The organism is Iodobacter sp. CM08, assembly GCF_033446605.1.
Lineage (GTDB): Bacteria > Pseudomonadota > Gammaproteobacteria > Burkholderiales > Chitinibacteraceae > Iodobacter.
In genome coordinates this window covers 25,237-48,829 of record NZ_JAWQUO010000005.1, presented here as the reverse complement: position 1 = coordinate 48,829, position 23,593 = coordinate 25,237, and the positions used below count along the sequence as shown (strand labels likewise).

The window sequence follows — 23,593 nt, the reverse complement described above, 5'->3', positions numbered from 1 at the left end:
AATGTAGGTAAAGATAGGCGGGGCGGTGATCTCTGCGCGTGAAGTGCATTTAAGCAGCAGCGAAGATCTGGTGAACCGCAATTCCAGCATTGTGGGCAACAAACTCACGCTGAATGCGGGCCGTGATGTATTCAATGATCACGGGCAAATCGGCGGCCAGCAAATCTTTATCCATGCCAATAATGATTTACAAAATCAATCCGGCCAGATTGTGGGTATGGGCGAGGGCAGCAAACTTAGCCTGAGTGCGGGCCGCGATATTGTCTTGCAAACGCTGGCGATGGTTGAAACTACAAACGCGGCGGGCACGGCCAAGCAATCTAATCTAGACCGGCAAGCGACTGTGCAAGGCGGCGAAATCAGCCTGAGCGCAGGCCGCGATCTGCTGCTTAAAGCCGCCAGCGTACAGGCAGCGCAAGATCTAAGCATGCAAGCCGTAGGCAAGATCGATAGCCAAAGTGTCGCCACTAGCAGTAGTTTGCAAATAGTCACTGGTAACGATTGGGCGGGAGGGCGCACCAATTATTTAAAGCTACAAGCTACAAGCTACAAGCTACACAGCAAAATATTAGTAGCATCAGTGCGGGGCAAAATGCCAAGTTGCTGTCGGGGGGGGATTTAACGCTGTTAGGCACAGATTTCCACACAGGAAAGGACTCTATTTTGATAGGCAGCAGTGTGCAAATCTCTGCTGCTAAGGAGTTTCAATCTAGTGATGTTCAGCGCGCAGGCAATAATCGCTACGATAGACACGCCTTTAGCAAGGAGAGCTTACAAGGCGGCAGCGTCACGGCTGGGCAGAATCTCAGCATTAAAGCCATCGGCCCAGATGGCAATATCAGCCTGAAAGGCGCAGATCTGCTGGCAGAAAAAGGCCTACTGAGCTTAGCGGCTAAAAAAGATATCGAGATCAATTCGATTGATGTGACGCAAACCGATACCCGTGAAACCTTCCGCGAAAGCCGAGGCTGGTTCTCCAGCTCGACCACCACCACCTTTGACACCAGCCGCACGACTCAAGCCATCGGCAGTAGTTTGTCTGGCAACAGCATGAAGGTGCAGGCGGGGAATGATATTAAGGTGAATGGCAGTAGTATTGTTGGGGAGCAGGATGTAGCGCTATTGGCTGGGAGGGATATTAGCCTTTTGGCCTCAAGCAATACTTCACAGCAAACCCATTTAAGGGAAGAGAAGAAGTCAGGCATTTTCTCTGATGGGTTATCTATCAGTATTGGCCCTAGGCGGTAAAGTCAGTGTGCAGGCTGGCCGTGATCTAAAAATTGGCGGCAGTGATGTGAGCGCCTTAGCGGGAACGATTACCCTAGAAGGCCGTAATGTCAGTATTGAAACCAGCCAGGATCAGCTTAATAGCAGCCAACAGCATGAAGAAACAAGCCGAGGTTTAAGCTTGCAGGTGGTCGGTACACCTTTTGATACGGTTCAAAACCTTAAGACCATTCGTGATACGCAACAAGGCTATCAAGGGGCCAAATCTGCGCTGAATGAATTGGCGGCGACGGGCATGGATACGCCGGGCTTGTCGTTGGCTTACCAAGAGAGTCGCTCTGGGTCTCAAACTGAGATGCAAAGTACCACCCATCGAGGGAGCCATATCACGGCTGGGCAAGATATCACGGTGCGTGCTTTAGGTGAAAAAGATGCAACAGGCCAGTGGCAAGGGGGGGATCTAATGGTTTCAGGATCAAGCATTCAAGGGGAAGGCAAAACCCTGCTGCAAGCGAATAATCAAGTCAATATCCTTGCTATGAATGATCGTTTGGATAGTAGCAATGCATCCTATCAATATGGGCATAGCATTTCATTGGGCGTGCCCTCATTAGGCGATGCCGTAAGGACATTGGATGGCGCGGCAAATGCTGGGCATGTTTCTTCTCTTCCTTACAATCAAGGGCGTAAAGAAGGCGATGGTAAGGATTTGGGCGGGGCACAAACCGCCAGCCTGATCAGTGGTAAAACAATTGAAATTAGCGCTGCCAAGGGAGACATCCATCTTGCTGGTGCGGCAGTTGTGGCGCAAGGCGAGGTTTTATTAAGTGCAGATCAGGGGCGGATTATTGGCCAGTCTGGCCAAATTGAGCGGATGTCTGAGCTAAATGAGCACGGCCAGCAGATTGGAGAAGTTGCTGGCGGCAATATGAGCCAGACCAATGGGGTTCGGCAGAATGAAGATCACTGGAAAGACCAGAGTACCCAGCAAGGGGGACTGCAAAGTAGCATTATTAGCCAGAATGCCAATGTCACCTTGAAAGCCAAAGAGAGCATTGCATTACAAGGCACAGACCTCAGCGCAGGAAAAGACCTGCTGCTGACGAGCAAGCGTATTGATATCAGCAGCACAGTGGATCAGCAGCAGCACCAAGAACAGCATGAAATGGAGCAAACGGGGATCACCACCAAGGTCAGCAGTGCAGTGATCTCGGCGGCACAAACTGCAGAGCAAATGTTGCTCATGATGCAAGGCAGCAAAGATGCCCGTACCCGTGCGATGGCGGCTGGAGCGGCAGCGTTAGCGGCTTACAATGGGGTTCAGGCTGCGCAAGCTATGGAATCAGGCAGTATTGCTAAGGTCAGTATTACGGCTGGCCAGAATACCTCGCAAAGTGAAGCGGTCTCCAGTGCAACAACGCATCAGCGCGGTTCAATCAGTGCGGGTGGCGATATTAAAATGATTGCGAGCGGGGGAGGAGCAGAAAGCAATATCACCATCACCGGCACCAAGGTAGATGCGGCACAAAACCTCACTTTGCAAGCAGACAATAAAGTAACGCTGCAAGCCGCCAAGGATAGCAATGATCAGCACAGCACGAACAGCAGCAATGGCTGGGGGGTGGGGGTGGCCGCTGATATTGGGCAGGGCGGGGTAAGTTACGGCATAACAGCAGAAGTGAGCGCATCGAGGGGCAAAGCGGATGGGCAAGATGTGGTTTGGCAAAATACTGAGCTGAATGCAGGCAAAACCCTGACAATCAGCTCGGGAGGGGACACACAGCTGATCGGCGCCACGGCAAGCGGCCAGCAAGTCATTGCAGATATCAAAGGCAATTTAAAGATAGAAAGCCTGCAAGACATCAGTCAATTCGACAACAAGCAAATTAGCGGCAGCGCCAGTGTCACAATCGGCTACGGTAGCGCCAGTGGCAGCGTGAGCGCCTCTTATGACAAAACACACAATGACTATGCCGCAGTGAATGAGCAGAGCGGCATCTTTGCGGGCAAAGATGGCTTTGATATCAAGGTTAAAAACAATACCGATCTGATGGGGGCGGTGATTGCCAGTAGCAGCGATGCGAGTAAAAACAAGCTTAGCACTGGCACGCTCACGCAAAAAGATATCAACAACCATGCCGAGACCAGCGCCATCAGCTTAGGCGGCGGGCTTGATTTTAGCTCCTCCGATAAAGGCAAAGAGCAAACGCCCCAAACCAAAGAGGCTGACAAATCCAATGTCAATCCAAGCTCTCCCGTTGTAGTTGGCGCAAAGGAGAGTGACAGCAGTAGCACCAAGAGCGCCATCAGCCAGGGCCAGATCACCCTGACGGATGATGCAAAACAAAAAGCGCTGACCGGCCAAACTGCGGCCGAAACCATCGCCAGCCTGAATCACGATACCGATGGTGCACAGCAAAAGCTGGCCAATAACTTTGATAAACAGCAGCTGGCAGAGCAAATGGCTGCGGCTAAAGCGCTGGTTCAGGAAACGGGCCGCTTTATGGCCAATCGCGCGGCGGATGCGGATAAAGCCAAGGCAGCGCTAGAGGCCACCGACAAAGCATTAACAGCAGAAAACGCCAAACCAGCAGGGCAAAAAGATCAAGCACGTATTGATGATCTGATACAGCTGCAAGCCCGCCAAACAGAGCAAAAAGCCGACGCAGACAAATGGACCCCAGGCGGCGAATATGGTCGCGCCATGACCGTGCTGCAAGTGGCCGTGGGTGGCAATGTCACTGGAGGCATGAGTGGCCTGCTACAAAACGCCACCGTTGGCTATCTGCAAAGCATAAGCGCTGAAAAGATCAAAGACATCGCCGACAGCTTCCAGACCCAAAAAGGCACAGAAGACGCCAGCAGCGGAACCATCCGCGCCGCCCTACACGCCATCGCCTCCTGCGCTGGAGCAGCGGCAACGAGTAGTAACTGCAGCAGCGCCGCCGTGGGCGCGGCTTCCAGCGTCGTCATCAACAACGTCTTATCTGAAATTGAAAACACCAGCGCAGATAAGATGAGCGCCAGTGAAAAGGAGAAACGTAAGAATCTGGTTGGCTCCATCATCACCGGCATCGTGGCGGCCACGGATGGCAATGCGGCAGCGGCGAATAATGCGGCGCAGATTGAGATGGAGAATAATTTTTTAAGCCGTAGCGAAAAGAAAGAGCTTATTGCCGCAGAAAAAGCGTGCAATGTCACAAATAGTAGCAGTTGTAAAAAAGCTGAAGAACTCAAGGCTACTGATAAAAAGCGCGACGCCTCTTTGAAAGCAGCAATTGATAGTTGTAATACACAAGGTGCATGCCAAGAAATCGCGGCGGTAACGAAAGCAGTATTAATTGATCAGCAGAATCAACTGGCTGAATTAATTAAAGTGGGTACAGGTGGTTGTTCTGTTGTGGTACAGAACTGCACGCCTGAAAAATATCAAGATATTATTGATACTAAGAAAAAATTGATTGCTAAGGCCGAGCAGGAGGTCGCTACAATCAATAAACTAGGTATCAGCTCTATCCGGTACTCAAAAGTAGGCGAACCTGCATTAGATCCGGTTATTGTTGAAGATATTCTCATTCCATTATTTAAGGTTGGTGGCACGCTCACAAAAGCCGCGGTGGGTAATTTAGTTGCTAAAAATATAGAAGCTAAAGCATTAGCAAAATTAGAAGCTGAAATGATTGCAAAGGCCAGAGTTGAGCTTAATTCGGGCAGGGATGCAGAGAACTTTTTGGCGAATAAATGGTTTGATTTGAAAGATAAAGCCGCGCAGGTTCGTTTGGATGCAAACCTGAATGTTTTGAATGAGAAAGGACATTTGCCAGGTAATTTAGCGACGGCGACAATACGTGTTGATGGAAAAATGCCCGTTGAAGTTAAGGCGTACTCTAGTTTTGGGAACGATGCAAATAGCGTGGTTAATGGCTTTGCTATTCTACCTCCGGAGAGTGAGCGAATTCTGCAGCCGTTAGTTGGTTCTAAGTCACCTATTAACCGTGCAAATGATACGGAGTATAAAATATTAGAGAACTTTGCTCAGCAATATAAAATGAATAATAAAGTAAGTGCTACAGTTGATTTGTTTACTGAACGCTCACCATGCGTGAGCTGTACGGATGTAATTTCTAGGCAGTTTTTAGAACGATTTCCAAATGTTGAGGTGCGTGTTTACCATAACAATGGGAAAATTATTACGTACAAAGAAGGGAATATTATTGTAGACCAAGCATCCGTACCAAAGAATGCACCTACATGGCCTACTTTGCCTGAGAAGGCAACATTTTTAAATCATTAATGGAGTGGTATGTTTCCTTGTTCAAGTATTCTTGAGTTAACCTCTGATGAAATATACTCATTTAGTAGTTGTGATCCTGACTATTTAGAGTTGCTGAAGTACTATTCATCACTTTTTGATTATAGTGCGATGAATCAACTTGTATATGAAGGGGTATTTAGTTATGAATATCTCTTTTGGTGGGGGATTAATGAAGAATGGGAGGCTTATGGAAGAATAAACCCTGCAATTCCGATGAGGTGGTTGGCTATATCTAAACGAGCTTTGCAATGGGATTATATGCCAAGTAATTTTCACCCATGGGCATTAGCTATTTTAGAATCTTTTGATTTGCCTCGTTATCAAGCGGCTTATCATTTGCCATTGGATGAATTTACTGCTATCGAGCAGGATTTGCCGGTTGTGCTGAAGGGGGTGCGTAACTATCCAAAAGAAAAGCTGGCTGCACCAATGGATGAAGATAATTGGGGTTTGGTTGATTAATGAGGTATTGGCCTCTGGCTTGAGACTTATCGGGTCAGCGGATACTGGCCAATTGAGATGTTAGGTTAGTATTGCTTGAGCATAAATACCGTGCTAATCCTAAGTGGTTGATAAAATCATGCATGAGATATAACCCCAGAGTGCCCGTATATGTTCCCAAGTGTTGATGTAAATGAATTTTGTTCTGATGTTATTTATCAATTTGGTGATTGCAAGCCTCTTTATCTAGCCTTAACTGAGTATTATAAGGCGCTTTATGATTCTGGCTCATATGAAGAAAGAATAGCTGAGCAAGAAAGGGGGCATGAATTTCGACAAGATATGTATTGTTCAAGTTTTTGGTGGGTAATTAATGAAGCATGGGAATCATATGGGAAATTAAACCCCGCAATTCCTATGCGTTGGCTTGCCATATCTAAACGAGCTTTGCAATGGGATTATATGCCAAGTAATTTTCACCCATGGGCATTAGCTATTTTAGAATCTTTTGATTTGCCTCGTTATCAAGCGGCTTATCATTTGCCCTTGGATGAATTTACTGCTATTGAGCAGGATTTACCGGTTGTACTGGAGGGATTGCGTAACTACCCAAAAGAAAAGCTGGCTGAACCAATGGATGAAGATAATTGGGGCTATGTAGATCAATGAGACGTGAATTCAAATAGTAAATGCAACGCTAGGCTGGTGGCTTATCAGGCGAACTGACAAAATAACTGGGGTCAGAGAAACTTAAATCCTGCTGAGCAACGGCTACAGGCCAGCAAGTAATTGCAGATATCAAAGGCAATTTAAATATTGAAAGTCTGCAAGACATTAGTAAATTCGACAACAAGCAAATCAGCGGCAGTGCCAGCGTGAGCGCCTCTTATGACAAAACGCACAATGACTACGCCGCTGTAAATGAGCAAAGTGGCATATTTGCGGGCAAAGACGGCTTTGATATCAAGGTTAAAAACAATACCGATCTGACAGGGGCGGTGATTGCCAGCAGCAGCGATGCCAGTAAAAACAAGCTCAGCACTGGCACGCTCACGCAAAAAGACATTCGCAACCATGCCGAGACCAGCGCCATCGGCTTAGGTGGCGGGCTTGATTTTAGCTCCTCCAATAAAGGCAAAGAGCAAACGGCCCAAACCAAAGAGGCTGACAAATCCAATGTCAATCCAAGCTCTCCCGTTGTAGTTGGTGCAAAGGAGAGTGACAGCAGTAGCACCAAGAGCGCTATTAGCAAGGGCCAGATCACCCTAACGGATGATGCAAAACAAAAAGCGCTGACCGGCCAAACTGCGGCCGAAACCATCGCCAGCCTGAATCACGATACCGATGGTGCACAGCAAAAGCTGGCCAACAACTTTGATAAACAACAGTTGGCAGAGCAAATGGCTGCGGCTAAAGCGCTGGTTCAGGAAACGGGCCGTTTTATGGCTAATCGCGCTGCGAATGCGGATAAAGCCAAGGCAGCGCTAGAAGCCACCGACAAAGCATTAACAGTAGAAAGCGCCAAACCAGCAGGGCAAAAAGATCAAGCACGTATTGATGATCTGATACAGCTGCAAGCCCGCCAAACAGAGCAAAAAGCCGACGCAGACAAATGGACCCCAGGCGGCGAATATGGCCGCGCCATGACCGTGCTGCAAGCGGCCGTAGGCGGCAATGTCACTGGCGGCATGAGTGGCCTGCTACAAAACGCCACCGTTGGCTATCTGCAAAGCATCGGCGCTGAAAAAATCAAAGAGATCGCCGACAGCTTCCAGACCAAAAAAGGCACAGAAGACGCCAGCAGCGGAACCCTCCGCGCCGCCCTACACGCCATCGCCTCCTGCGCCGGAGCCGCCGCTACCAGCAGTAATTGCAGCAGCGCCGCCGTGGGGGCAGCTTCCAGCGTCGTCATCAATAGCGCCCTTACGGCAGCAGATAGCCTGACCGATACCCAGAAAGAGCAACGTAAAAATCTGGTGGGTAGTTTGATTGCGGGGATTGCAGAGGCAACAGGGGGGAATGCAGCAGCGGCGAATAATGCGGCGCAGATTGAGATGGAGAATAATTACCTTTCAACTTGGCAAAAAGAGGCAGGAGTTAAAGAGACGGCAGAGTGTAAAGGAGGCTCTTTTTGTGAGGCTGTTGTAGCAGCAAAGCACTTTGGAATCAGTATGACGCAAGATCTAAGGCTGGTTTCCGGTATGGGCCTAGGGGTTGTACTTGAAGCCAATGCGTTGGGTAATGCAATTGTCGAATTGCCAAAGGTTGTCTCTGCCGTAATGGCTGATCCTAGCCTGTTGAAGCAGTTGCCTGCAGGTTATGCCGCACAAATTCAGGAAAAATATGATGCTTTTCTGACTGCTAGAGAGACTGCTGGACCAGATGGTGCAACCACTGCCGGAGTTTATCTGGTGCAGTTGGCAAACTTGGTTGCACCTATTGTGTCCGGCGGGATTGGGGCAGGTAAGGCCGTTGCCTCCATCAGTAAAGACTCTCTAGAAACCTTAGCCACGCTTAGCTGGCCAGCTACGGGATCATTACGCGCCCAATATGGTGTGATGGGTGATGCTGCATTGATCAATGCGACGTGGCAAGTTGCCAAAACAGAAAAAAGCCTTGCACCGCTGGGCAGTGCGCTGGCTAAGGCGGGGAATGGTGATCTTGGTGAAATGGCGATTGCTAACTTAATGCGTCAGCAAGGTTATACCGATGTTATTGCCATTAAAAACAACAGTGGTCACGGTATTGATATCATCGCCCGTAATGCCGAAGGCAAACTAGTTGGGATTGAAGCTAAGACCAGCACGACCGGTAAAACGGGCACGTTGTCGCCAGATCAGAGGTTGGGGAGTGATGCTTTTGTGCGGAGTCGGATTGAAAGGGCAGCGAATGCAACGGATGGCTGACAGCATATGAATGGCAGTGAGATGCAGCAGATCGCCAAGCGACTGGAAACGGAATTGGACAATATTCCTCTAGGCACGTTGCCTGGCTTCAAAGTCGATCTGTTCGTGCCGAAATCAAATAAGACTGGCACGGTCACGATGAATGTAACGCCATGGACAAAAAAATAAGGAGCAAAAGATGGGTAGCTTAGGTGTCTGGAAACGCTGGAGTTCAAAAAAAATTTTGGCAAGCCGTCAAGAATGGATTCAACGCGACAATGAGCCTATCTGGTGGTGGCAGGAACCGATACAAGAGTTGACGGTGTTGATTCAAGGGGAGCGCCAGACTGAGAATCCACTTGAATATTCAACTTCTTTAAAATCTATGCACTTATGGAGCACAGCGAACGCCGAAGCTTTGAATGTCGCTGGGCGAGAGGTCGAGGCGTGGGATTGGCATCGTAAAGCGAATGGTTACTGGTTTGCTGCACTTAAAATACATCTGGCGGGGAATTGGGGCTGGTCTAATCAATCAGATTGGCAACCCCTATTGCGCTTATTGTTGCTAGGGCATATGGAAGAAGCCAAAGCTATGGTGCAGGCCGCACAGGGATTAGATGAAACGCACGTTTATCATGATTTCTGGACGGTGCGTACACGCGAGAAGTTCTTAGCACATCGTTTTGCATTTCACTTAATTTACGCACTGCTGGATCAGCCATTTAACGGCGATCAGGATAATGAAGAGCCTCTAGGTGTTTTTGCTCCGCTAGTGGCGTTGATTCGTGAGCTAGATGCCGACCAATTGATCGAACCCATTTTGCACGTGCTGGATTGGCATACGCATGAAACAGATGTTAAACACCGTGGTCAATACGCCGAATTTAGTTACGGCAAGTTTGCTGCTTGGCCAATTGAAATCTTGGCACTGCTCCGAGTACGAGAATTTCTTGGTTTAATCAACCCAGAGTTGGATCATCCGCTGATGGCTTTGCCATTATCGAAATTGCAGCCAATTGTGCCGCTTTATCGTGATGAGTGGACGCAAGGCGCGCTAGCGGGTGCCGCTAAATTATTGCCACAACGACCCGCCGAATTTTGGCAAATATAGCCTATTTGAGAAAAAGCTGATTAATGACCAGAGCTTACCGCATCCCGAGGCAAGGCCAATGGGAGCGATGTCGTCTGGCAGAACAGCCAATTGAGCGCAGGAAAAACACTCACCCTGATTTCAGGGGGAGATACCAACCTGCGCGGAGCAACGGTTTCAGGCCAACAAGTCAGTGCAGATATCAAAGGCAATTTAAATATTGAAAGCCTGCAAGACATTAGTAAATTTGACAATAAGCAAATAGGGGGCAGTGCCAGTGTCACGATTGGCTATGGCAGTGCGAGTGGGAGTGCCAGCGCTACTTATGAAAAAACGCAGAATGACTATGCCGCTGTAAATGAACAAGAGTGGCATCTTTGCAGGCAAAGATGGCTTTGATATCAAGGTTAAAAATAATACTGATCTGACGGGAGCTGTGATTGCCAGTAGCAGCGATGCCAATAAGCTGAGCACCGGCACACTCACGCAAAAAGACATTGATAACCATGCTGAGACCAACGCCATCGGCTTAGGCGGCGGGCTTGATTTTAGTTCGCCAGGCAAAAAATCTGAAAGCAAGAGCGCTGCTGATCAATCCAATGTAAGTGCAAGCACACCATCAGTAATCGGCGCAAAGGAGAGTGACAGCAGTAGCACCAAGAGCGCCATCAGCCAGGGCCAGATCACTCTTACGGATGATGCAAAACAAAAAGCGCTGACCGGCCAATCTGCGGCCGAAACCATCGCCAGCCTGAATCACGATACCGATGGTGCACAGCAAAAGCTGGCCAACAACTTTGATAAACAACAGTTGGCAGAGCAAATGGCTGCGGCTAAAGCGCTGGTTCAGGAAACTGGCCGTTTTATGGCTAATCGCGCTGCGGATGCGGATAAAGCCAAGGCAGCGCTAGAAGCCACCGACAAAGCATTAACAGCAGAAAACGCCAAACCAGCAGGGCAAAAAGATCAAGCACGTATTGATGATCTGACACAGCTGCAAGCCCGCCAAACAGAGCAAAAAGCCGACGCAGACAAATGGATGGCCGTGCTGCAAGTGGCCGTGGGCGGATTAGTAGCATCAGTGCAGGCGGCACGGCCCTTGTGGTGGCGGGCGATCGCCTTAGCCTTGTCGGTACGAATGTACACGCTGGGCCAGCGTAGCGTTATCATTGAGGCGCCTATGGCTTTCATGTAGAACTCCTCAAAGACTGCGAGAAAATTCTACTTAAAAATGAGCTGGTTTTGTGTGTGTGCTACCCAGCAGCGCTGGGTTGTAATAGCTCGGCGGCCAATTCGTCGGTTTCCTCGGTGTGCACTTGTTAATTGGCATAGCAAGCATAAAAAAACCGGATGCACCATGGGGTGATCCGGTTTTTGATTAAGCGCTAATGCTTAGTCGGTATGGTAGTTTGGTGCTTCTTTGGTGATTTGCACATCATGCACGTGCGATTCGCGAATGCCGGCTGCGGTGATTTGCACAAATTCGGCTTTTTCGTGGATTTCTGTGATGTTTTTGCAGCCCAAATACCCCATGGAGGAGCGCAAGCCGCCCATGAGCTGATGGATGATGGCGGTAATCGGGCCTTTGTAGGCCACACGGCCTTCAATGCCTTCGGGTACTAATTTATCTGCGTTATTTACATTGTCTTGGAAATAACGATCAGAGGAGCCGTTGCTGCCGGCCATTGCACCTAAGGAGCCCATGCCACGGTAGCTCTTGTAAGTGCGGCCTTGATAAAGCTCTACTTCACCCGGCGCTTCGTCTGTGCCGCCAAATAAACCACCCAACATTACCGAGCTTGCGCCGGCGGCGATGGCTTTAGAGATGTCGCCAGAGTAGCGAATACCACCGTCAGCAATCAGTGGAATGCCTGTGCCAGCCAGTGCATCGGCTACATTGGCTACCGCAGTGATTTGCGGTACACCCACACCCGCTACAATACGCGTGGTGCAGATCGAGCCTGGGCCAATCCCCACTTTAACCGCATCGGCACCGGCTTCAGCCAAAGCTAAAGCGGCAGCAGCGGTGGCGATATTGCCGCCAATCACTTGGATGTGCGGATAGTTTTGCTTCACCCAGCGTACGCGGTCAATCACGCCTTGGCTGTGGCCGTGGGCGGTATCTACCACAATCACATCCACACCGGCTTCAGAAAGCAGTTTTACGCGCTCTTCCGTGCCTGCACCCACGCCAACAGCCGCGCCGCAGCGCAGGCGACCTTGATCGTCTTTGGCGGCATTTGGGTGCTCAGAAGTCTTGATCAAATCTTTAACGGTAATCAAGCCTTTTAGCTTGAAGTTTTCATCGATCACCAACACGCGCTCAAGGCGGTGCTCGTGCATCAGCACGCGGGCGGATTCGATCGAATCGCCTTCGTTTACGGTAATCAAGCGCTCTTTGGGTGTCATGATGCTGCTGACAGCCACGTCAAGGCGTGTTTCAAAACGTAAATCGCGGTTAGTGACGATGCCGACCAATTGGCCGGTTTTGTCGATCACAGGCAGGCCAGAGATTTTGTGCTGACGGGTGAGTTCGTGCACGTCACGAACCAGCATCTCTGGGGATACGGTAATCGGATCCTTAACAATGCCTGATTCGTAGCGTTTTACTTTGGATACTTCTTTCGCTTGCATTACTGGGGTCATATTCTTATGAATAATCCCCATGCCGCCTTCTTGGGCGATTGCAATGGCGAGGCGAGCCTCGGTCACTGTATCCATCGCTGCAGAAGCCAGCGGTAGATTCAGGCGAATATTACGGGTGAATTGTGTCGATAAATCGACATCACGCGGTAGGATGTTTGAATGGGCCGGGACGAGGAGTACATCGTCAAAGGTGAGGGCCTTCTGAATCACGCGCATGGTGCAGAATCCTTAGTCGCCAAAACGGCATTATACCGAAAACCGCGTAAGAAGACTAATTGCTATTTCGTGTTTCCATTAATAATTTGTAGTTTTGTCAATAATGGGTATCTGCCTTTGCGTGCTATGGGGTGGAAATTTACTTGAGCAAGAATAGGGCCTATTCGGCATCGGTGCTTGCGGTAAGGATGGCTTCGAGCTAGCGTAAGAGTATGCCAATGGCTTTGGGATTTTAGAGCCCAGAACAGGTTGATTCGATCAAGAGGCCGATTATGTTGAGCAAGAGAATGCAGGCGCACCGTGCAAATACGGCCTTGATTTTATCAGGGGGCGGGGCAAGGGCGGCTTATCAAGTTGGGGTGTTGTTGGCAATTGCTAGATTGCTGCCTAAAGGAGCCGCCAACCCTTTCCCCATTATCTGTGGCACTTCAGCAGGTGGGATTAATGCAGTGGCCGTAGCGGCGGGGGCCATGAATTTTCGCCGCTCAGTTTTTGAGTTGGCGAGGCTATGGCAGGGGTTAAGCCCTGAGCTGATTTATCATTGCTCTGTATGGCACTTATTAAGCTCAGGGGGGCATTGGTTATTGTCGCTTTTAGTGGGCGGGATGGGGAAGCGTAATCCACGTGCTTTTCTTAATAATTCACCACTGCGTGATTTATTGATAGATCGCGTAGATTTTTCAGGGATTCAACACGCTATTAATGCGGGCGCGCTCAGGGCTTTATCGATCTCTGCATCGGGCTATACATCGGGGCAATCGGTGTCTTTTTTTCAGGGGGCGGCCGATTTAGATGTTTGGCGGCGCGCCTCTCGGGTGGGGGTAAAGGCGAGCATTAGCGTGGATCATTTAATGGCCTCCGCAGCAATTCCTTTGTTGTTTCCTGCGGTACGTTTACATCGTGAGTATTTTGGTGATGGTTCGGTGCGGCAAATTGCGCCGATCAGCCCTGCGATCCATCTTGGGGCTGAGCGTATTTTGGTGATTGGGGTGGCTCCACCCCTGACTGATCCTGCTGTACGAGAAAAACACACGCGCTATCCTACTTTGGCCCAAGTGATGGGGCACTTAATGAATAGCATTTTTTTGGATGGGCTAGACACAGATCTAGAAAGGCTAAATAGAATCAATCGGACGCTTGCCGCAGTGCCTGCGGAGGTGATACGTACTTTGCCACTGGGGCTGCGGCCGATACAAGTACTGACGATTTCTCCATCACAGCCATTAGAGCGGCTGGCGGTGGCGTTTAAGTTGGAATTCCCCGTGGGGATGCGTTTTTTATTGGGCGGCATGGGGGCGTTTCGTCATCAGGGCTCGGTGGTGGCCAGCTACTTATTGTTTTGTAGTGGTTATTCTCGCAAACTAATTGAGCTGGGCTATCGCGATGCCATGGATAAGGAGCAAGAATTACGCACCTTTTTGTCTGAAATTCAAGAAAATGTTGGCGAGCCGGACACCTGCGCTAAATAACCCCAAGTCGTTAGCCTTGGGGTTAGGGGTCGGTAATCTGTAATATTCACAGATTACTCTTCGTTAACAACGCTTATTCCGTGCTTACATAAGTACCCACTTGATCGAGTTGGCTGATAGAATAGTCTGTATCTATTTATGGCGATTGGAGTGCTTCATGTTGCGTTGGCGTTTGGGGCACTTAGCCCTATCTTTATTTTGCGCGAGCACCATTGCTTTTGCGCTGTATCTAGAAAAAACTCAATTTTTAAGCCCATGTCCGCTATGTATTTTTCAGCGAGTGGGTTTTATTACCTTTGGCTTGCTGTCTTTTTGCGCCGCTGCAGTGCCACTGCCACGGATGAGTCGTTTTTGGCCTATCTTGTTGACTATCGTTGGGCTGGCAGGTGCGGGTGTGGCAGCAAGGCATGTGGCGATTCAGTATTTTATTGATCCAAGCCAATTGCCTTCTTGTGGGCCGGGGCTCAATTACTTAATGGAAACCCAGCCATGGTTGCAGGTATTTAAAGGCGTGCTAACAGGGCACGGGGAATGCGGTGTGATTGATTGGAGCCTCTTTGGTTTATCGCTGCCGGTGATTGCGCTCATAGGCTTTAGTGGCCTGATTGCGGCCACTTGGGGTATTCGTTTCTGGCAGGCTAAAGCATGACGCTAACCGAGCTGCGCTATATTGTTGCCGTGGCCAGAGAGCGCCATTTTGGCCGTGCTGCGGCCAGCTGTTTTGTTTCGCAGCCCACTTTATCTGTGGCGGTAAAAAAATTGGAAGAAGAGCTGGGCGTGGCGCTATTTGAGCGCTCGGCGAGCGATGTGAGCCTCACGCCAATTGGTGGGCGTTTAGTGGAGCAGGCACAGCGGGTATTAGAAGAAGTGCAGCTGATTAAGCAGCTGGCAGAGCAGGGCAAAGACCCTCTGGCAGGGCCGTTGCGACTAGGGATTATCTACACGATTAGCCCCTATTTATTGCCGCATTTAATTCCGCAGCTGCGTATTGCCGCGCCGCAAATGCAGATTTTGCTGGAAGAAAATTACACCGCACGCCTAGTTGAAATGCTCAAACAGGGTGAAATTGATGTAGCCATCGTGGCCGAGCCCTTTTTTGAGGCGGGCCTTGCCACTCAAGCGGTTTATGACGAGCCTTTTGTGGTGGCAACGCCTAAGGGCCATCCTTGGGAGAGCGAAACAGAGATTGATTCGTCTATTTTGGCGGATGAAAATGTCTTGCTGTTGTCTTCTGGTAATTGTTTTCGCGATCACGTTTTGCAAGCCTGCCCAGATTTAAATCGTGAAAGCCTGCCGGTAGGGAGTTTGCAACGCACCTTGCAAGGTAGCTCGCTTACTACGATTAGGCATATGGTAGCCGGGGGAATTGGTGTAACGGTGTTACCGGCTTCATCGGTGAGTGCCGCGGATGATGCTTTACTGACGATTCGCCCTTTCAAAGAGCCTATCCCAAGCCGTAGGGTGATTTTGGCGTGGCGACGTAATTTTCCGCGCGCTGCAGCAGTAGAGGCTGTACGGCAAGCGGTGCTAAATACCCGCTTGTCTTCCGTGAGTATTTTGCAGGATGAGCCTGTGCATTAAGCTTTTTAGCTTCATTATGGATAATTGCTTATTACTTAAACCTGATTATGTTTCTTGCTCAATTATACCTATGTAAATAAATTTTTTAGAATCACACTTGCATTCGTAGGGCGGGTAAAACCCAATCCTATCAACTTAAGAAAAATATCACCGTAGGGCGGGTGCAACCCGCGAGGAATGCTGAAAAAACGCGGGTTGCACCCGCCCTACGATACTGATGATAAGTTCGAGTAAGAGACATAATCAGGGGCTTAAACGTCATCTTCGAATGTTTTTATCGGGAGCCCAACGTAAATACTAGATTCCCGCCTGTGTGGGAATGACGACACTGAGTAAATCAGCGTTCCCTTATGAAATATAGTGATGAATGTGTAGTTTATTTTTTTAAAAATGCTGAGAAACTGATTTACCTTAATCTATTGACGCACACCACAGGAAGCACAATGAGCACTCCTATTATAATTATTGGTTCGGGTTTGGCGGCCTATAATTTGGCGCGTGAATTTCGTAAATTAGATCAAACCACGCCTTTAACTATTATTGCAGAAGACGCCGCTGATTTTTATTCTAAGCCAATGTTGTCTAATGCTTTAGCGGGTAATAAGACAGCTGAATCCCTAGTGTTAAAATCTGCTAGCAAAATGGCGACCGAATTAAGCGCAGCCATTCTCCCCTTTACCGAAGTGGTGGGGATTGATACGGCTAATCAGCAGGTATTGCTGATTGATGGTCAAGCCTTGGTGTATCAAGATTTGGTTTTAGCTCTAGGCGCAGATCCTATCTACCTGCCTTTGGGGGGTAATGCGGGGGATGATGTTGTTTCTGTGAATAATATTCAGGATTATGCCGAATTTGCCGCCAAACTACCTGGTTTAACAACGGTAGGTATTCTTGGTGCGGGTTTAATTGGTTGCGAATTTGCTAATGATTTATTAGCTCTTGGGATTAAACCGATTGTATTTGAGCCAGCAGCGTGGCCTTTGTCACGTTTATTGCCAGAAGCGGCGGGGCGTTATTTGGCCGAGCAATTAACGGCGGCAGGGGTGGAGTTTCATTTTGGCCTTGCGGCGCAAAATTACGATCATATGGAAGGGCGTTATTTACTGGGTTTAAATGATGGCTCGATTGTTGAAGTGGGTATGCTGGTCTCTGCGGTGGGTTTGCGCCCGCGCATCCATCTGGCAGGTAGTGCAGAGCTGGATGTGAATCGCGGCATTGTGGTGAATAAAAACTTACAAACATCCAATCCACATATCTATGCTTTAGGTGATTGTGCTGAGGTAATGGGTTTGAATTTGCCATTTGTAATGCCCATCATGCACTGCGCCCGTGCCTTGGCCGCCACTCTGGCCGGAACACCCACAGCTGTTAAATACCCCGCCATGCCGGTGCTGGTGAAAACACCCGCCTGCCCAACTATCGTGGCACCTCCCGCAACGGGCGCACAGGGGCAATGGCAAATTACTGATGTAGAAAGCGGGCTAGATGCGCGCTTTGTGGATGCGAATGGCAATTTGCTGGGCTTTGCCTTATTGGGCGCAGCCACCCAGCAGAAGCAAACGCTAACGGCGCAATTGCCGCCCGTTTTGGTTTAAGCTGACACTCGATTTTTGGCAAAGAAATTGTGCTGGAATAGGCACATTCTGAAGACATTATGGTAAGTGCCGTTGCTGAAATATTCTTCTATCAGCTCGGCCTCTTGGGTACAACCGCATTTTTCATAAATATGAATGGCGGCTTTATTTGACACATCCACCACCAAATAAAGCTTACGCAGATTAAGCACAGAAAACGCATAGCTGGCGGCCAGCCTAGTCGCTTCGCTGGCATAGCCCTTGCCCTGTTGCTCTGGTGCAATCATGATCTGAAATTCACCGCGGCGATGAATGTAATCCAGCTCAATTAATTCAACAAAGCCCACCATTTCATCATTGCCATCTACGGCCACAAAGCGGCGCTCGCGTACATCGTGTACATGCTGATCGTATAGTTGGGTAAGCTCAGAAAAAGTCTCGTAAGGCTCTTCAAACCAATAACGCATAATTTTGGCGTTATTGTTCAGCTCGTGGGCAAAGCGTAAATCAGATCGTTCTAAAGGGCGTAGTTTTAAGCGGCTACTCATATAAATTTTAGGGTAATAGAGATGAGTGTCCGACCCAGAGAGGTGAAACGGAGTTCATTTTGAGAGCAGGAATGGTATTTGTTACCCAGAGGGGCGGTGGCTTATGGTGTTTTATTTAGGTCATTGCCAATGAGCGAAGCACCGCATCCAGCAAGCCAGGGAAGCGGCTGTCTAGATCTTCTTTGCGTATGTTGTTGATAAACTGCGTGCCATCCGCCGTCATGCGAATAATGCCTGCTTCGCGCAGCACCCTAAAATGATGCGATGCGGTGGATTTGGCCATGTCTTGGCACAAAGCGCCGCAGGCCTGTTCGCCCTTGCTGGCAAGGCTCTGCACAATGGCAAGGCGTGCGGGGTCGCTCAGCGCATACAGCGCTCGGGTCAGAGTTAGATCTTCTTTTGAGGGGTGGATTGGTGTTCTCATGCTTGCAGTGTTGCATAGTGCATGCTAATGTTCAATTGTTCGATAATTATAGAACTTATGAACTTGGCAAAAAACAGCTCGCCATTTGGGCTTGTTGCTCCCTCCCTTGAGTAAAAACAGGATTACGCTATGTCAGCTAAATTTAAGAATCAGGTCGCCGTTGTGACCGGTGGCTCTACCGGTATTGGTTTTGCGATTGCTAAGGCTTTGCTGGATGAGGGCGCCCGCCGAGTTTATGTGACCGGCAGGTCGGCTAAAACGCTGGATGCTGCCGTTACGGTGCTGGGGGAAAGAGCACTGGCTGTGGTGTCGGATGTGGCCGAGCTTGCCGATTTGCAAAAGCTGAAAAGCACGATTGAGCAGCAGGGGGACGTGCTGGACGTGGTGTTTGCCAATGCCGGAATCGCAGAATACAACCACTTTGGCGAGACGATTGAAGCAGAGTTTGCTAAGACCTTTGATATCAATGTAAAGGGTGTTTTTTTTACGGTGCAAACCCTGTTGCCGCTGCTAAAAGAGGGAGGTTCTGTCGTGCTGACGGCCTCGATTGTGGCCAATAAAGGCATGGAAAACCTGAGCCTTTATAATGCCTCTAAGTCTGCAGTTCGCTCGTTTGCACGCTCTTGGGCCAATGATCTGAAAGGGCGCAAGATTCGGGTGAATGCACTGAGCCCAGGCCTGACCCGTACACCGATTATGGAGAATGGCTTGAAATGGGATGCAGAGCAGCTAGCCGGGCTGGATAGCTACGCAGCAGAAGTCGTCCCGCTGGGCTATGTAGCGCAGCCTGAAGACATTGCCGCTGCCGCCTTGTTTTTAGCATCGGATGATGCTCGTTATGTGAATGGGGTAGAGCTGACCGTGGATGGTGGTTTTACTCAAATTTAGTAAACCCATGTAATGGCCATAAGGGCACCGCACCCTTATGGCTTTATTTAACTCGCCTTATTCCCAGCTTAAAATAACCTTGCCGCTTTGGCCTGATAGCATGGCAGCAAAGCCTGCTTCAAACTCATTTACAGGAAAGTGGTGGGTGATAATCGGGGTGATGTCGAGGCCAGATTGGATGAGGGCGACCATTTTGTACCAAGTCTCGAACATCTCGCGGCCGTAAATACCTTTGATTTCCAGCCCTTTAAAAATGACCTGATTCCAGTCGATGGCGGTGTCAGATGGTGGAATGCCTAAGAGCGCCACTTTGCCGCCGTGCTGCATGGTTTCCAGCATGGTGCGAAAAGCCTGTGGATTGCCAGACATTTCCAAACCCACGTCAAAACCTTCGGTCATTTTTAAATCCGCCATCACGTCTTTTAAATCTTCGTTTAAGACGTTGACGGCGCGCGTTGCGCCCATTTTACGCGCCAGCTCTAGGCGGTAGTCGTTGACGTCGGTGATCACCACATGGCGTGCGCCAACATGTTTGGCAATCGCCACCGCCATAATGCCGATCGGGCCTGCGCCGGTAATCAATACATCTTCACCGACCATATTAAAAGATAAGGCGGTATGTACGGCATTACCGAAGGGGTCGAAAATCGCGGCTAAATCATCAGAAATATCGTCAGGAATAGGGAAGGCGTTAAAGGCTGGTAGCACCAAGTATTCGGCAAAAGCACCGGGGCGATTCACGCCCACGCCAACGGTATTGCGGCAGAGATGACGGCGGCCTGCGCGGCAGTTACGGCAATGGCCGCAGGTAATATGGCCTTCGCCAGAAACGCGATCGCCAATCTTAAAGCCTTGCACTTCTGAACCAATCTCCACCACCGTGCCGACATATTCATGGCCAACGTGCATGGGCACCGGAATGGTTTTCTGCGCCCAATCGTCCCATTTCCAGATATGAATATCAGTGCCACAGATGGCGGTTTTTTTGATTTTGATTAGCAAGTCGTTATGGCCGATGACAGGCTTTTCGACTTGATTCATCGTCAGGCCAGGTGCTGCGGTCAATTTTGATAAGGCTTTCATCGGGTGTTTCCATTATTTTATTAAGACTACAAAATCTAAGGTCTGTAGACGCGGAGCTCTCAGAGATTAAAAGTAGAACACGGAGAAAAGCGCATGCCATGTCGTGTAGGGCGGGTGGAACCCGCGAGCCTTGCTCAATAAATACGCGGGTTTCACCCGCCCTACTAGTGCCATAACGCCAGCCAAGCTAGCAATTTCTTTGTGTGCTCTGTGTTCTCATTTAGCTCTGTGGCTACAGAATTTGTAAGTTTTATTTTTAAGCAATCACTTTTAATTCACGGCCTACTTTGATAAAGGCGGCGACGGTTTTATGGATTTGTTCTAGTGTATGCCCCGCCGACATTTGCGTGCGGATGCGGGCCTTGCCTTTGGGCACAACAGGGAAGGAGAACCCAACTACATACACGCCTTCTTTAAGCAGCGCTGCCGATACTTCACCCGCAAGGCGGGCGTCGCCCAGCATCACCGGAATAATCGGGTGCTGGCCTGGTACCAAGCTAAAGCCCGCGTCAGACATGGCTTTACGGAAGTATTCGGCGTTGCGCTTTAAATTGCTGCGCAGTGCTTTACCTTCATCGCTCGCCAAAATCTCTAATACTTTTAAGCTGGCGGCTGCAATGGCGGGGGCAAGGGTATTGGAGAACAAATAGGGGCGTGAGCGCTGACGCAGTAAATCAATCATTGGCTTGCGGCCAGCGACATAGCCGCCCGATGCGCCGCCCAGTGCTTTGCCCAAGGTGCCGGTGTAAAGATCGATACGGTCTTGCACGCCGCATAATTCGGGCGTGCCCGCGCCGTTTTCACCGATAAAGCCCACAGCGTGCGAATCATCCACCATCACGATGGCGTTATAGCGCTCGGCCACATCGCACAGCTCTTTTAGGTTGGCGATAATGCCATCCATAGAGAATACGCCATCGGTCACCACCAGCTTAAAGCGCGCACCCGCAGCATCGGCGGCAATCAGTTGCGCCTCAAGGTCTTGCATATCGTTGTTTTTATAGCGGAAACGCTTGGCTTTACACAGGCGCACGCCGTCGATAATCGAAGCATGGTTCAGCTCGTCCGAGATCACCGCGTCTTCTTCACCCAGCAGGGTTTCAAATACGCCGCCATTGGCGTCAAAGCAGCTGGAATACAGGATGGTGTCGTCGGTCTTTAGAAAGCCAGAAATCGCCTGTTCTAAATCTTTATGCACCTGCTGGGTGCCGCAAATAAAGCGTACCGATGCGCAGCCATAGCCATAATCGTCCATACCCTGTTTGGCGGCTGCAATTAGGCGGGCGTCGTCGGCTAGGCCTAAATAATTATTTGCGCAAAAATTCAGCACTTCCTGGCCGCTCTGTAAGGTTATGTCGGCACTTTGGCGGCTGGCAATTACCCGCTCAGGCTTGGCAAAGCCATCGTTGTGGATTTGCGTGAGCGTTGCATTTAGGTGTGTAAGATAGGCCTGATTCATAGTCATCCTGTATACGGGTTGTGTCGAGCGAATAGCTTGATTGTAGACCGATGCAGAATGGCCGAGCAGTAGCAGTTGGGCGTGTTTTAGAGCGGGGAAGTGTTTATTTGGCTTGCTGCTACCTAGGTGGCATTGAATACGCACTCAAGTGTGTGATCTTTATTGCTTTCTTAAAACCCTCACCTCCAGATTGGCGATGAGGGTTTTAAGAAAGCTCAGAGTCCGTGCTATCAATCCGCAGGTTTACGGCTAGTTTGCGTGGCGCAGCGTGTTGTGAATTTAAAGCCTTCCTCAATGGCTTCTTCCATCGTCCTTGCATCAGCACTGGGGAATGCCCCCGTTAATGTTTTTTTATCTTTGGAAAGCTTCATTAAAATCAGACCAGATATTCTGTCTGCATCATAATTGCAGCGCATCATCCAATCTTGGCTGGCCCCGCAGCCATAAATAGCGCCCGTGCTTTCATTCTTTGAACTGGTGAGAATATAGTTGGCTTGTAGTGTGTTGGGTTCTTTTTGATCGAATTCAATGGTGAGTTGAGTTTTTAAGCTGTCCCGCATATCAATATCACCATGACAAATAAGATTGGATGTGGATTTAATCAATGCTGGAATGGGGTTTTGTCCTGCTGCATTAGTATTGAATACAGCCATACTAATTAGGCCAATAAACAGCACGACACTTGATGTTTTTGCTTTCATTTTATCTCCGTGAAATAGGCTGTGGTTGATCTTTAAAAAGACAGGCGCATGCCTCTTGTATATTTTCTGTCGTTTGTTTGACATCCACGGATGTCGCTCGTAGGGGCGCAGCAAGCAGCTGCTGCTAAAGATTAGAAATAAGTGCAAAAATGATTGCTCGGTTCAGTGGGCATTTAAGACCTATTACTTCAATGAGTAAACGAATTAAAATACTTAGGGGCTATAGGTCTCTGCTTTTGAATAGAGGTGTCATTTTTAGGAACAATTAGGGGCTGACCATAGTTGAAACACTGCCTATAAAAAAGATGCAATATCGTGAAGCGGTTTTTTTAGGATATTGGGAACTTGGCAATGCTCGGCTGGGTAGCCAACGACCAGCAAGATATAAGGCTTTTCGTCTTTACTCCGGCCACAGATTTCATTTAAAAATCCCATCGGGCTAGGGGTGTGGGTTAGGGTGGCTAGGCCAGAGTGATGTAATGCTGCAATCAAAAAGCCAGTAGCAATATTGACAGACTCAGGCACATAGTAGTTCTTTAGCCGTAATCCATCGTTAAACTCACAGTGCTTTTGGCCAAAGATGACAATCAGATAGGGTGCGATTTCTAAAAACGGCTTTTCTGCATCGGTGCCCAATGGGGCGAGTGCCTCTTTCCAGTCTTGTGGTGCACGTCGGGTGTAAAAATCGCGTTCTTCTGCTTCGGCGGCAAGGCGGATTTGTTGTTTGATGGAAGGGCTTTCAATAACGGCAAAGTGCCAAGGTTGATGATTGGCACCAGATGGTGCAGTCCCTGCGGCCAGTAAACATTGTTCGATCACAGCTCTAGCCACGGGACGATTAGAAAACTCGCGGATGGTTTTTCTGCGTTGCATGGTTTTATAAAACTGCGTGGCGTTTTCTAGCATATTGCTAGGGGCTTGTTCCTCAAAGGTGCTGAGATCAAGCCAGCCAGGGGTGTTGATATTGAGTGGGTGTGTATGCATGACAAGCTCCGAAAGGAAAAGACCGGCTCATCATAAGGGGCGTAAATCATGCTCGCCAATTA

At 49.2% G+C, this 23,593-nt stretch carries 20 protein-coding genes and 3 pseudogenes; 16 read left to right on the top strand and 7 right to left on the bottom strand.

The window, feature by feature from the left end:
* Positions 1–25: 25 nt before the first annotated feature.
* From R6242_RS03865 to R6242_RS03820, 11 genes and pseudogenes are all read left to right on the top strand, one after another.
* Positions 26–622, top strand: a complete 597-nt coding sequence (locus R6242_RS03865; RefSeq protein ID WP_318423968.1) for a hypothetical protein — start codon at positions 26–28, stop codon at positions 620–622.
* Positions 601–4,572, top strand: a pseudogene (locus R6242_RS03855) (hemagglutinin repeat-containing protein). The gene R6242_RS03865 and the pseudogene R6242_RS03855 overlap by 22 nt, the downstream one beginning before the upstream one ends.
* Before the next feature lie 331 nt (positions 4,573–4,903).
* Positions 4,904–5,521: a deaminase domain-containing protein gene (locus R6242_RS22260; RefSeq protein ID WP_412099578.1), complete on the top strand. Its 618-nt coding sequence runs from the start codon at positions 4,904–4,906 to the stop codon at positions 5,519–5,521.
* A 9-nt stretch (positions 5,522–5,530) separates the two neighbouring features.
* The gene (locus R6242_RS03850) at positions 5,531–6,004 is read left to right on the top strand and encodes a hypothetical protein (protein ID WP_318423961.1); all 474 of its coding nucleotides are present in this window, start codon (positions 5,531–5,533) and stop codon (positions 6,002–6,004) included.
* Between the two features lie 150 nt (positions 6,005–6,154).
* Positions 6,155–6,652 (top strand): hypothetical protein, encoded by a 498-nt coding sequence (locus R6242_RS03845; RefSeq protein WP_318423958.1) that lies wholly within the window; start codon positions 6,155–6,157, stop codon positions 6,650–6,652.
* Between the two features lie 107 nt (positions 6,653–6,759).
* A pseudogene (locus R6242_RS22255) lies at positions 6,760–6,834 on the top strand (hemagglutinin repeat-containing protein); the annotation flags it as partial.
* Between the two features lie 24 nt (positions 6,835–6,858).
* The gene (locus R6242_RS03840; protein ID WP_318423956.1) at positions 6,859–8,889 is read left to right on the top strand and encodes a VENN motif pre-toxin domain-containing protein; all 2,031 of its coding nucleotides are present in this window, start codon (positions 6,859–6,861) and stop codon (positions 8,887–8,889) included.
* Between the two features lie 21 nt (positions 8,890–8,910).
* Entirely contained in the window at positions 8,911–9,057 is a 147-nt protein-coding gene (locus R6242_RS03835) for a hypothetical protein (RefSeq protein ID WP_318423954.1), read from the top strand.
* A gap of 10 nt (positions 9,058–9,067) precedes the next feature.
* The gene (locus R6242_RS03830) at positions 9,068–9,979 is read left to right on the top strand and encodes a hypothetical protein (RefSeq protein ID WP_318423951.1); all 912 of its coding nucleotides are present in this window, start codon (positions 9,068–9,070) and stop codon (positions 9,977–9,979) included.
* Positions 9,980–10,030: 51 nt separating this feature from the next.
* Positions 10,031–10,357 (top strand): annotated as a pseudogene (locus tag R6242_RS03825) (hemagglutinin repeat-containing protein); the annotation flags it as partial.
* A complete protein-coding gene (locus tag R6242_RS03820) occupies positions 10,317–11,153 on the top strand; it encodes a hypothetical protein (RefSeq protein WP_318423948.1) in 837 nt (278 codons plus the stop codon). The pseudogene R6242_RS03825 and the gene R6242_RS03820, both read left to right, overlap by 41 nt.
* Positions 11,154–11,350: 197 nt before the next feature.
* On the opposite strand, the gene guaB is transcribed toward R6242_RS03820, so the two are convergent.
* On the bottom strand, positions 11,351–12,820 hold the full coding sequence (gene guaB, locus R6242_RS03815) for an IMP dehydrogenase (RefSeq protein WP_318423945.1): 1,470 nt from the start codon (positions 12,818–12,820) through the stop codon (positions 11,351–11,353).
* 272 nt (positions 12,821–13,092) lie between these two features.
* Between guaB and R6242_RS03810 the strand changes: the two genes are divergently transcribed.
* The 4 genes from R6242_RS03810 (at position 13,093) to R6242_RS03795 (ending at position 17,465) form a co-directional block, all read left to right on the top strand.
* Positions 13,093–14,289, top strand: coding sequence for a patatin-like phospholipase family protein (locus tag R6242_RS03810; protein ID WP_318423942.1), 1,197 nt, complete (start codon positions 13,093–13,095; stop codon positions 14,287–14,289).
* A 157-nt stretch (positions 14,290–14,446) separates the two neighbouring features.
* On the top strand, positions 14,447–14,938 hold the full coding sequence (locus R6242_RS03805) for a disulfide bond formation protein B (RefSeq protein ID WP_318423939.1): 492 nt from the start codon (positions 14,447–14,449) through the stop codon (positions 14,936–14,938).
* Positions 14,935–15,870: a LysR substrate-binding domain-containing protein gene (locus tag R6242_RS03800; protein WP_293934228.1), complete on the top strand. Its 936-nt coding sequence runs from the start codon at positions 14,935–14,937 to the stop codon at positions 15,868–15,870. The genes R6242_RS03805 and R6242_RS03800 overlap by 4 nt, the downstream gene beginning before the upstream one ends.
* 443 nt (positions 15,871–16,313) lie before the next feature.
* Complete coding sequence (locus R6242_RS03795; RefSeq protein ID WP_318423933.1) at positions 16,314–17,465, top strand: NAD(P)/FAD-dependent oxidoreductase; 1,152 nt, start codon at positions 16,314–16,316, stop codon at positions 17,463–17,465.
* Here R6242_RS03795 and speG read toward each other — a convergent pair.
* Both speG and R6242_RS03785 read right to left on the bottom strand, forming a co-directional pair.
* Complete coding sequence (gene speG / locus R6242_RS03790; protein WP_318423930.1) at positions 17,462–17,992, bottom strand: spermidine N1-acetyltransferase; 531 nt, start codon at positions 17,990–17,992, stop codon at positions 17,462–17,464. The two genes, R6242_RS03795 and speG, sit on opposite strands and share 4 nt — an antisense overlap.
* Before the next feature lie 115 nt (positions 17,993–18,107).
* Positions 18,108–18,416, bottom strand: coding sequence for a helix-turn-helix domain-containing protein (locus R6242_RS03785; protein ID WP_318423927.1), 309 nt, complete (start codon positions 18,414–18,416; stop codon positions 18,108–18,110).
* A 129-nt stretch (positions 18,417–18,545) separates the two neighbouring features.
* Between R6242_RS03785 and R6242_RS03780 the strand changes: the two genes are divergently transcribed.
* The gene (locus R6242_RS03780) at positions 18,546–19,304 is read left to right on the top strand and encodes an SDR family NAD(P)-dependent oxidoreductase (protein WP_318423924.1); all 759 of its coding nucleotides are present in this window, start codon (positions 18,546–18,548) and stop codon (positions 19,302–19,304) included.
* Positions 19,305–19,361: 57 nt separating this feature from the next.
* Here the strand turns inward: R6242_RS03780 and tdh are convergent, their stop codons facing one another.
* From tdh to R6242_RS03760, 4 genes are all read right to left on the bottom strand, one after another.
* Positions 19,362–20,387: an L-threonine 3-dehydrogenase gene (tdh, locus tag R6242_RS03775; RefSeq protein WP_318423921.1), complete on the bottom strand. Its 1,026-nt coding sequence runs from the start codon at positions 20,385–20,387 to the stop codon at positions 19,362–19,364.
* 256 nt (positions 20,388–20,643) lie between these two features.
* Entirely contained in the window at positions 20,644–21,846 is a 1,203-nt protein-coding gene (locus tag R6242_RS03770) for a glycine C-acetyltransferase (RefSeq protein WP_318423918.1), read from the bottom strand.
* 230 nt (positions 21,847–22,076) lie between these two features.
* Positions 22,077–22,661: a hypothetical protein gene (locus tag R6242_RS03765; protein WP_318423917.1), complete on the bottom strand. Its 585-nt coding sequence runs from the start codon at positions 22,659–22,661 to the stop codon at positions 22,077–22,079.
* A 180-nt stretch (positions 22,662–22,841) separates the two neighbouring features.
* Positions 22,842–23,531 carry a nitroreductase family protein gene (locus R6242_RS03760; RefSeq protein ID WP_318423914.1) on the bottom strand — a complete coding sequence of 230 codons (690 nt, stop codon included), beginning with the start codon at positions 23,529–23,531 and terminating at the stop codon, positions 22,842–22,844.
* Positions 23,532–23,593 lie beyond the last annotated feature (62 nt).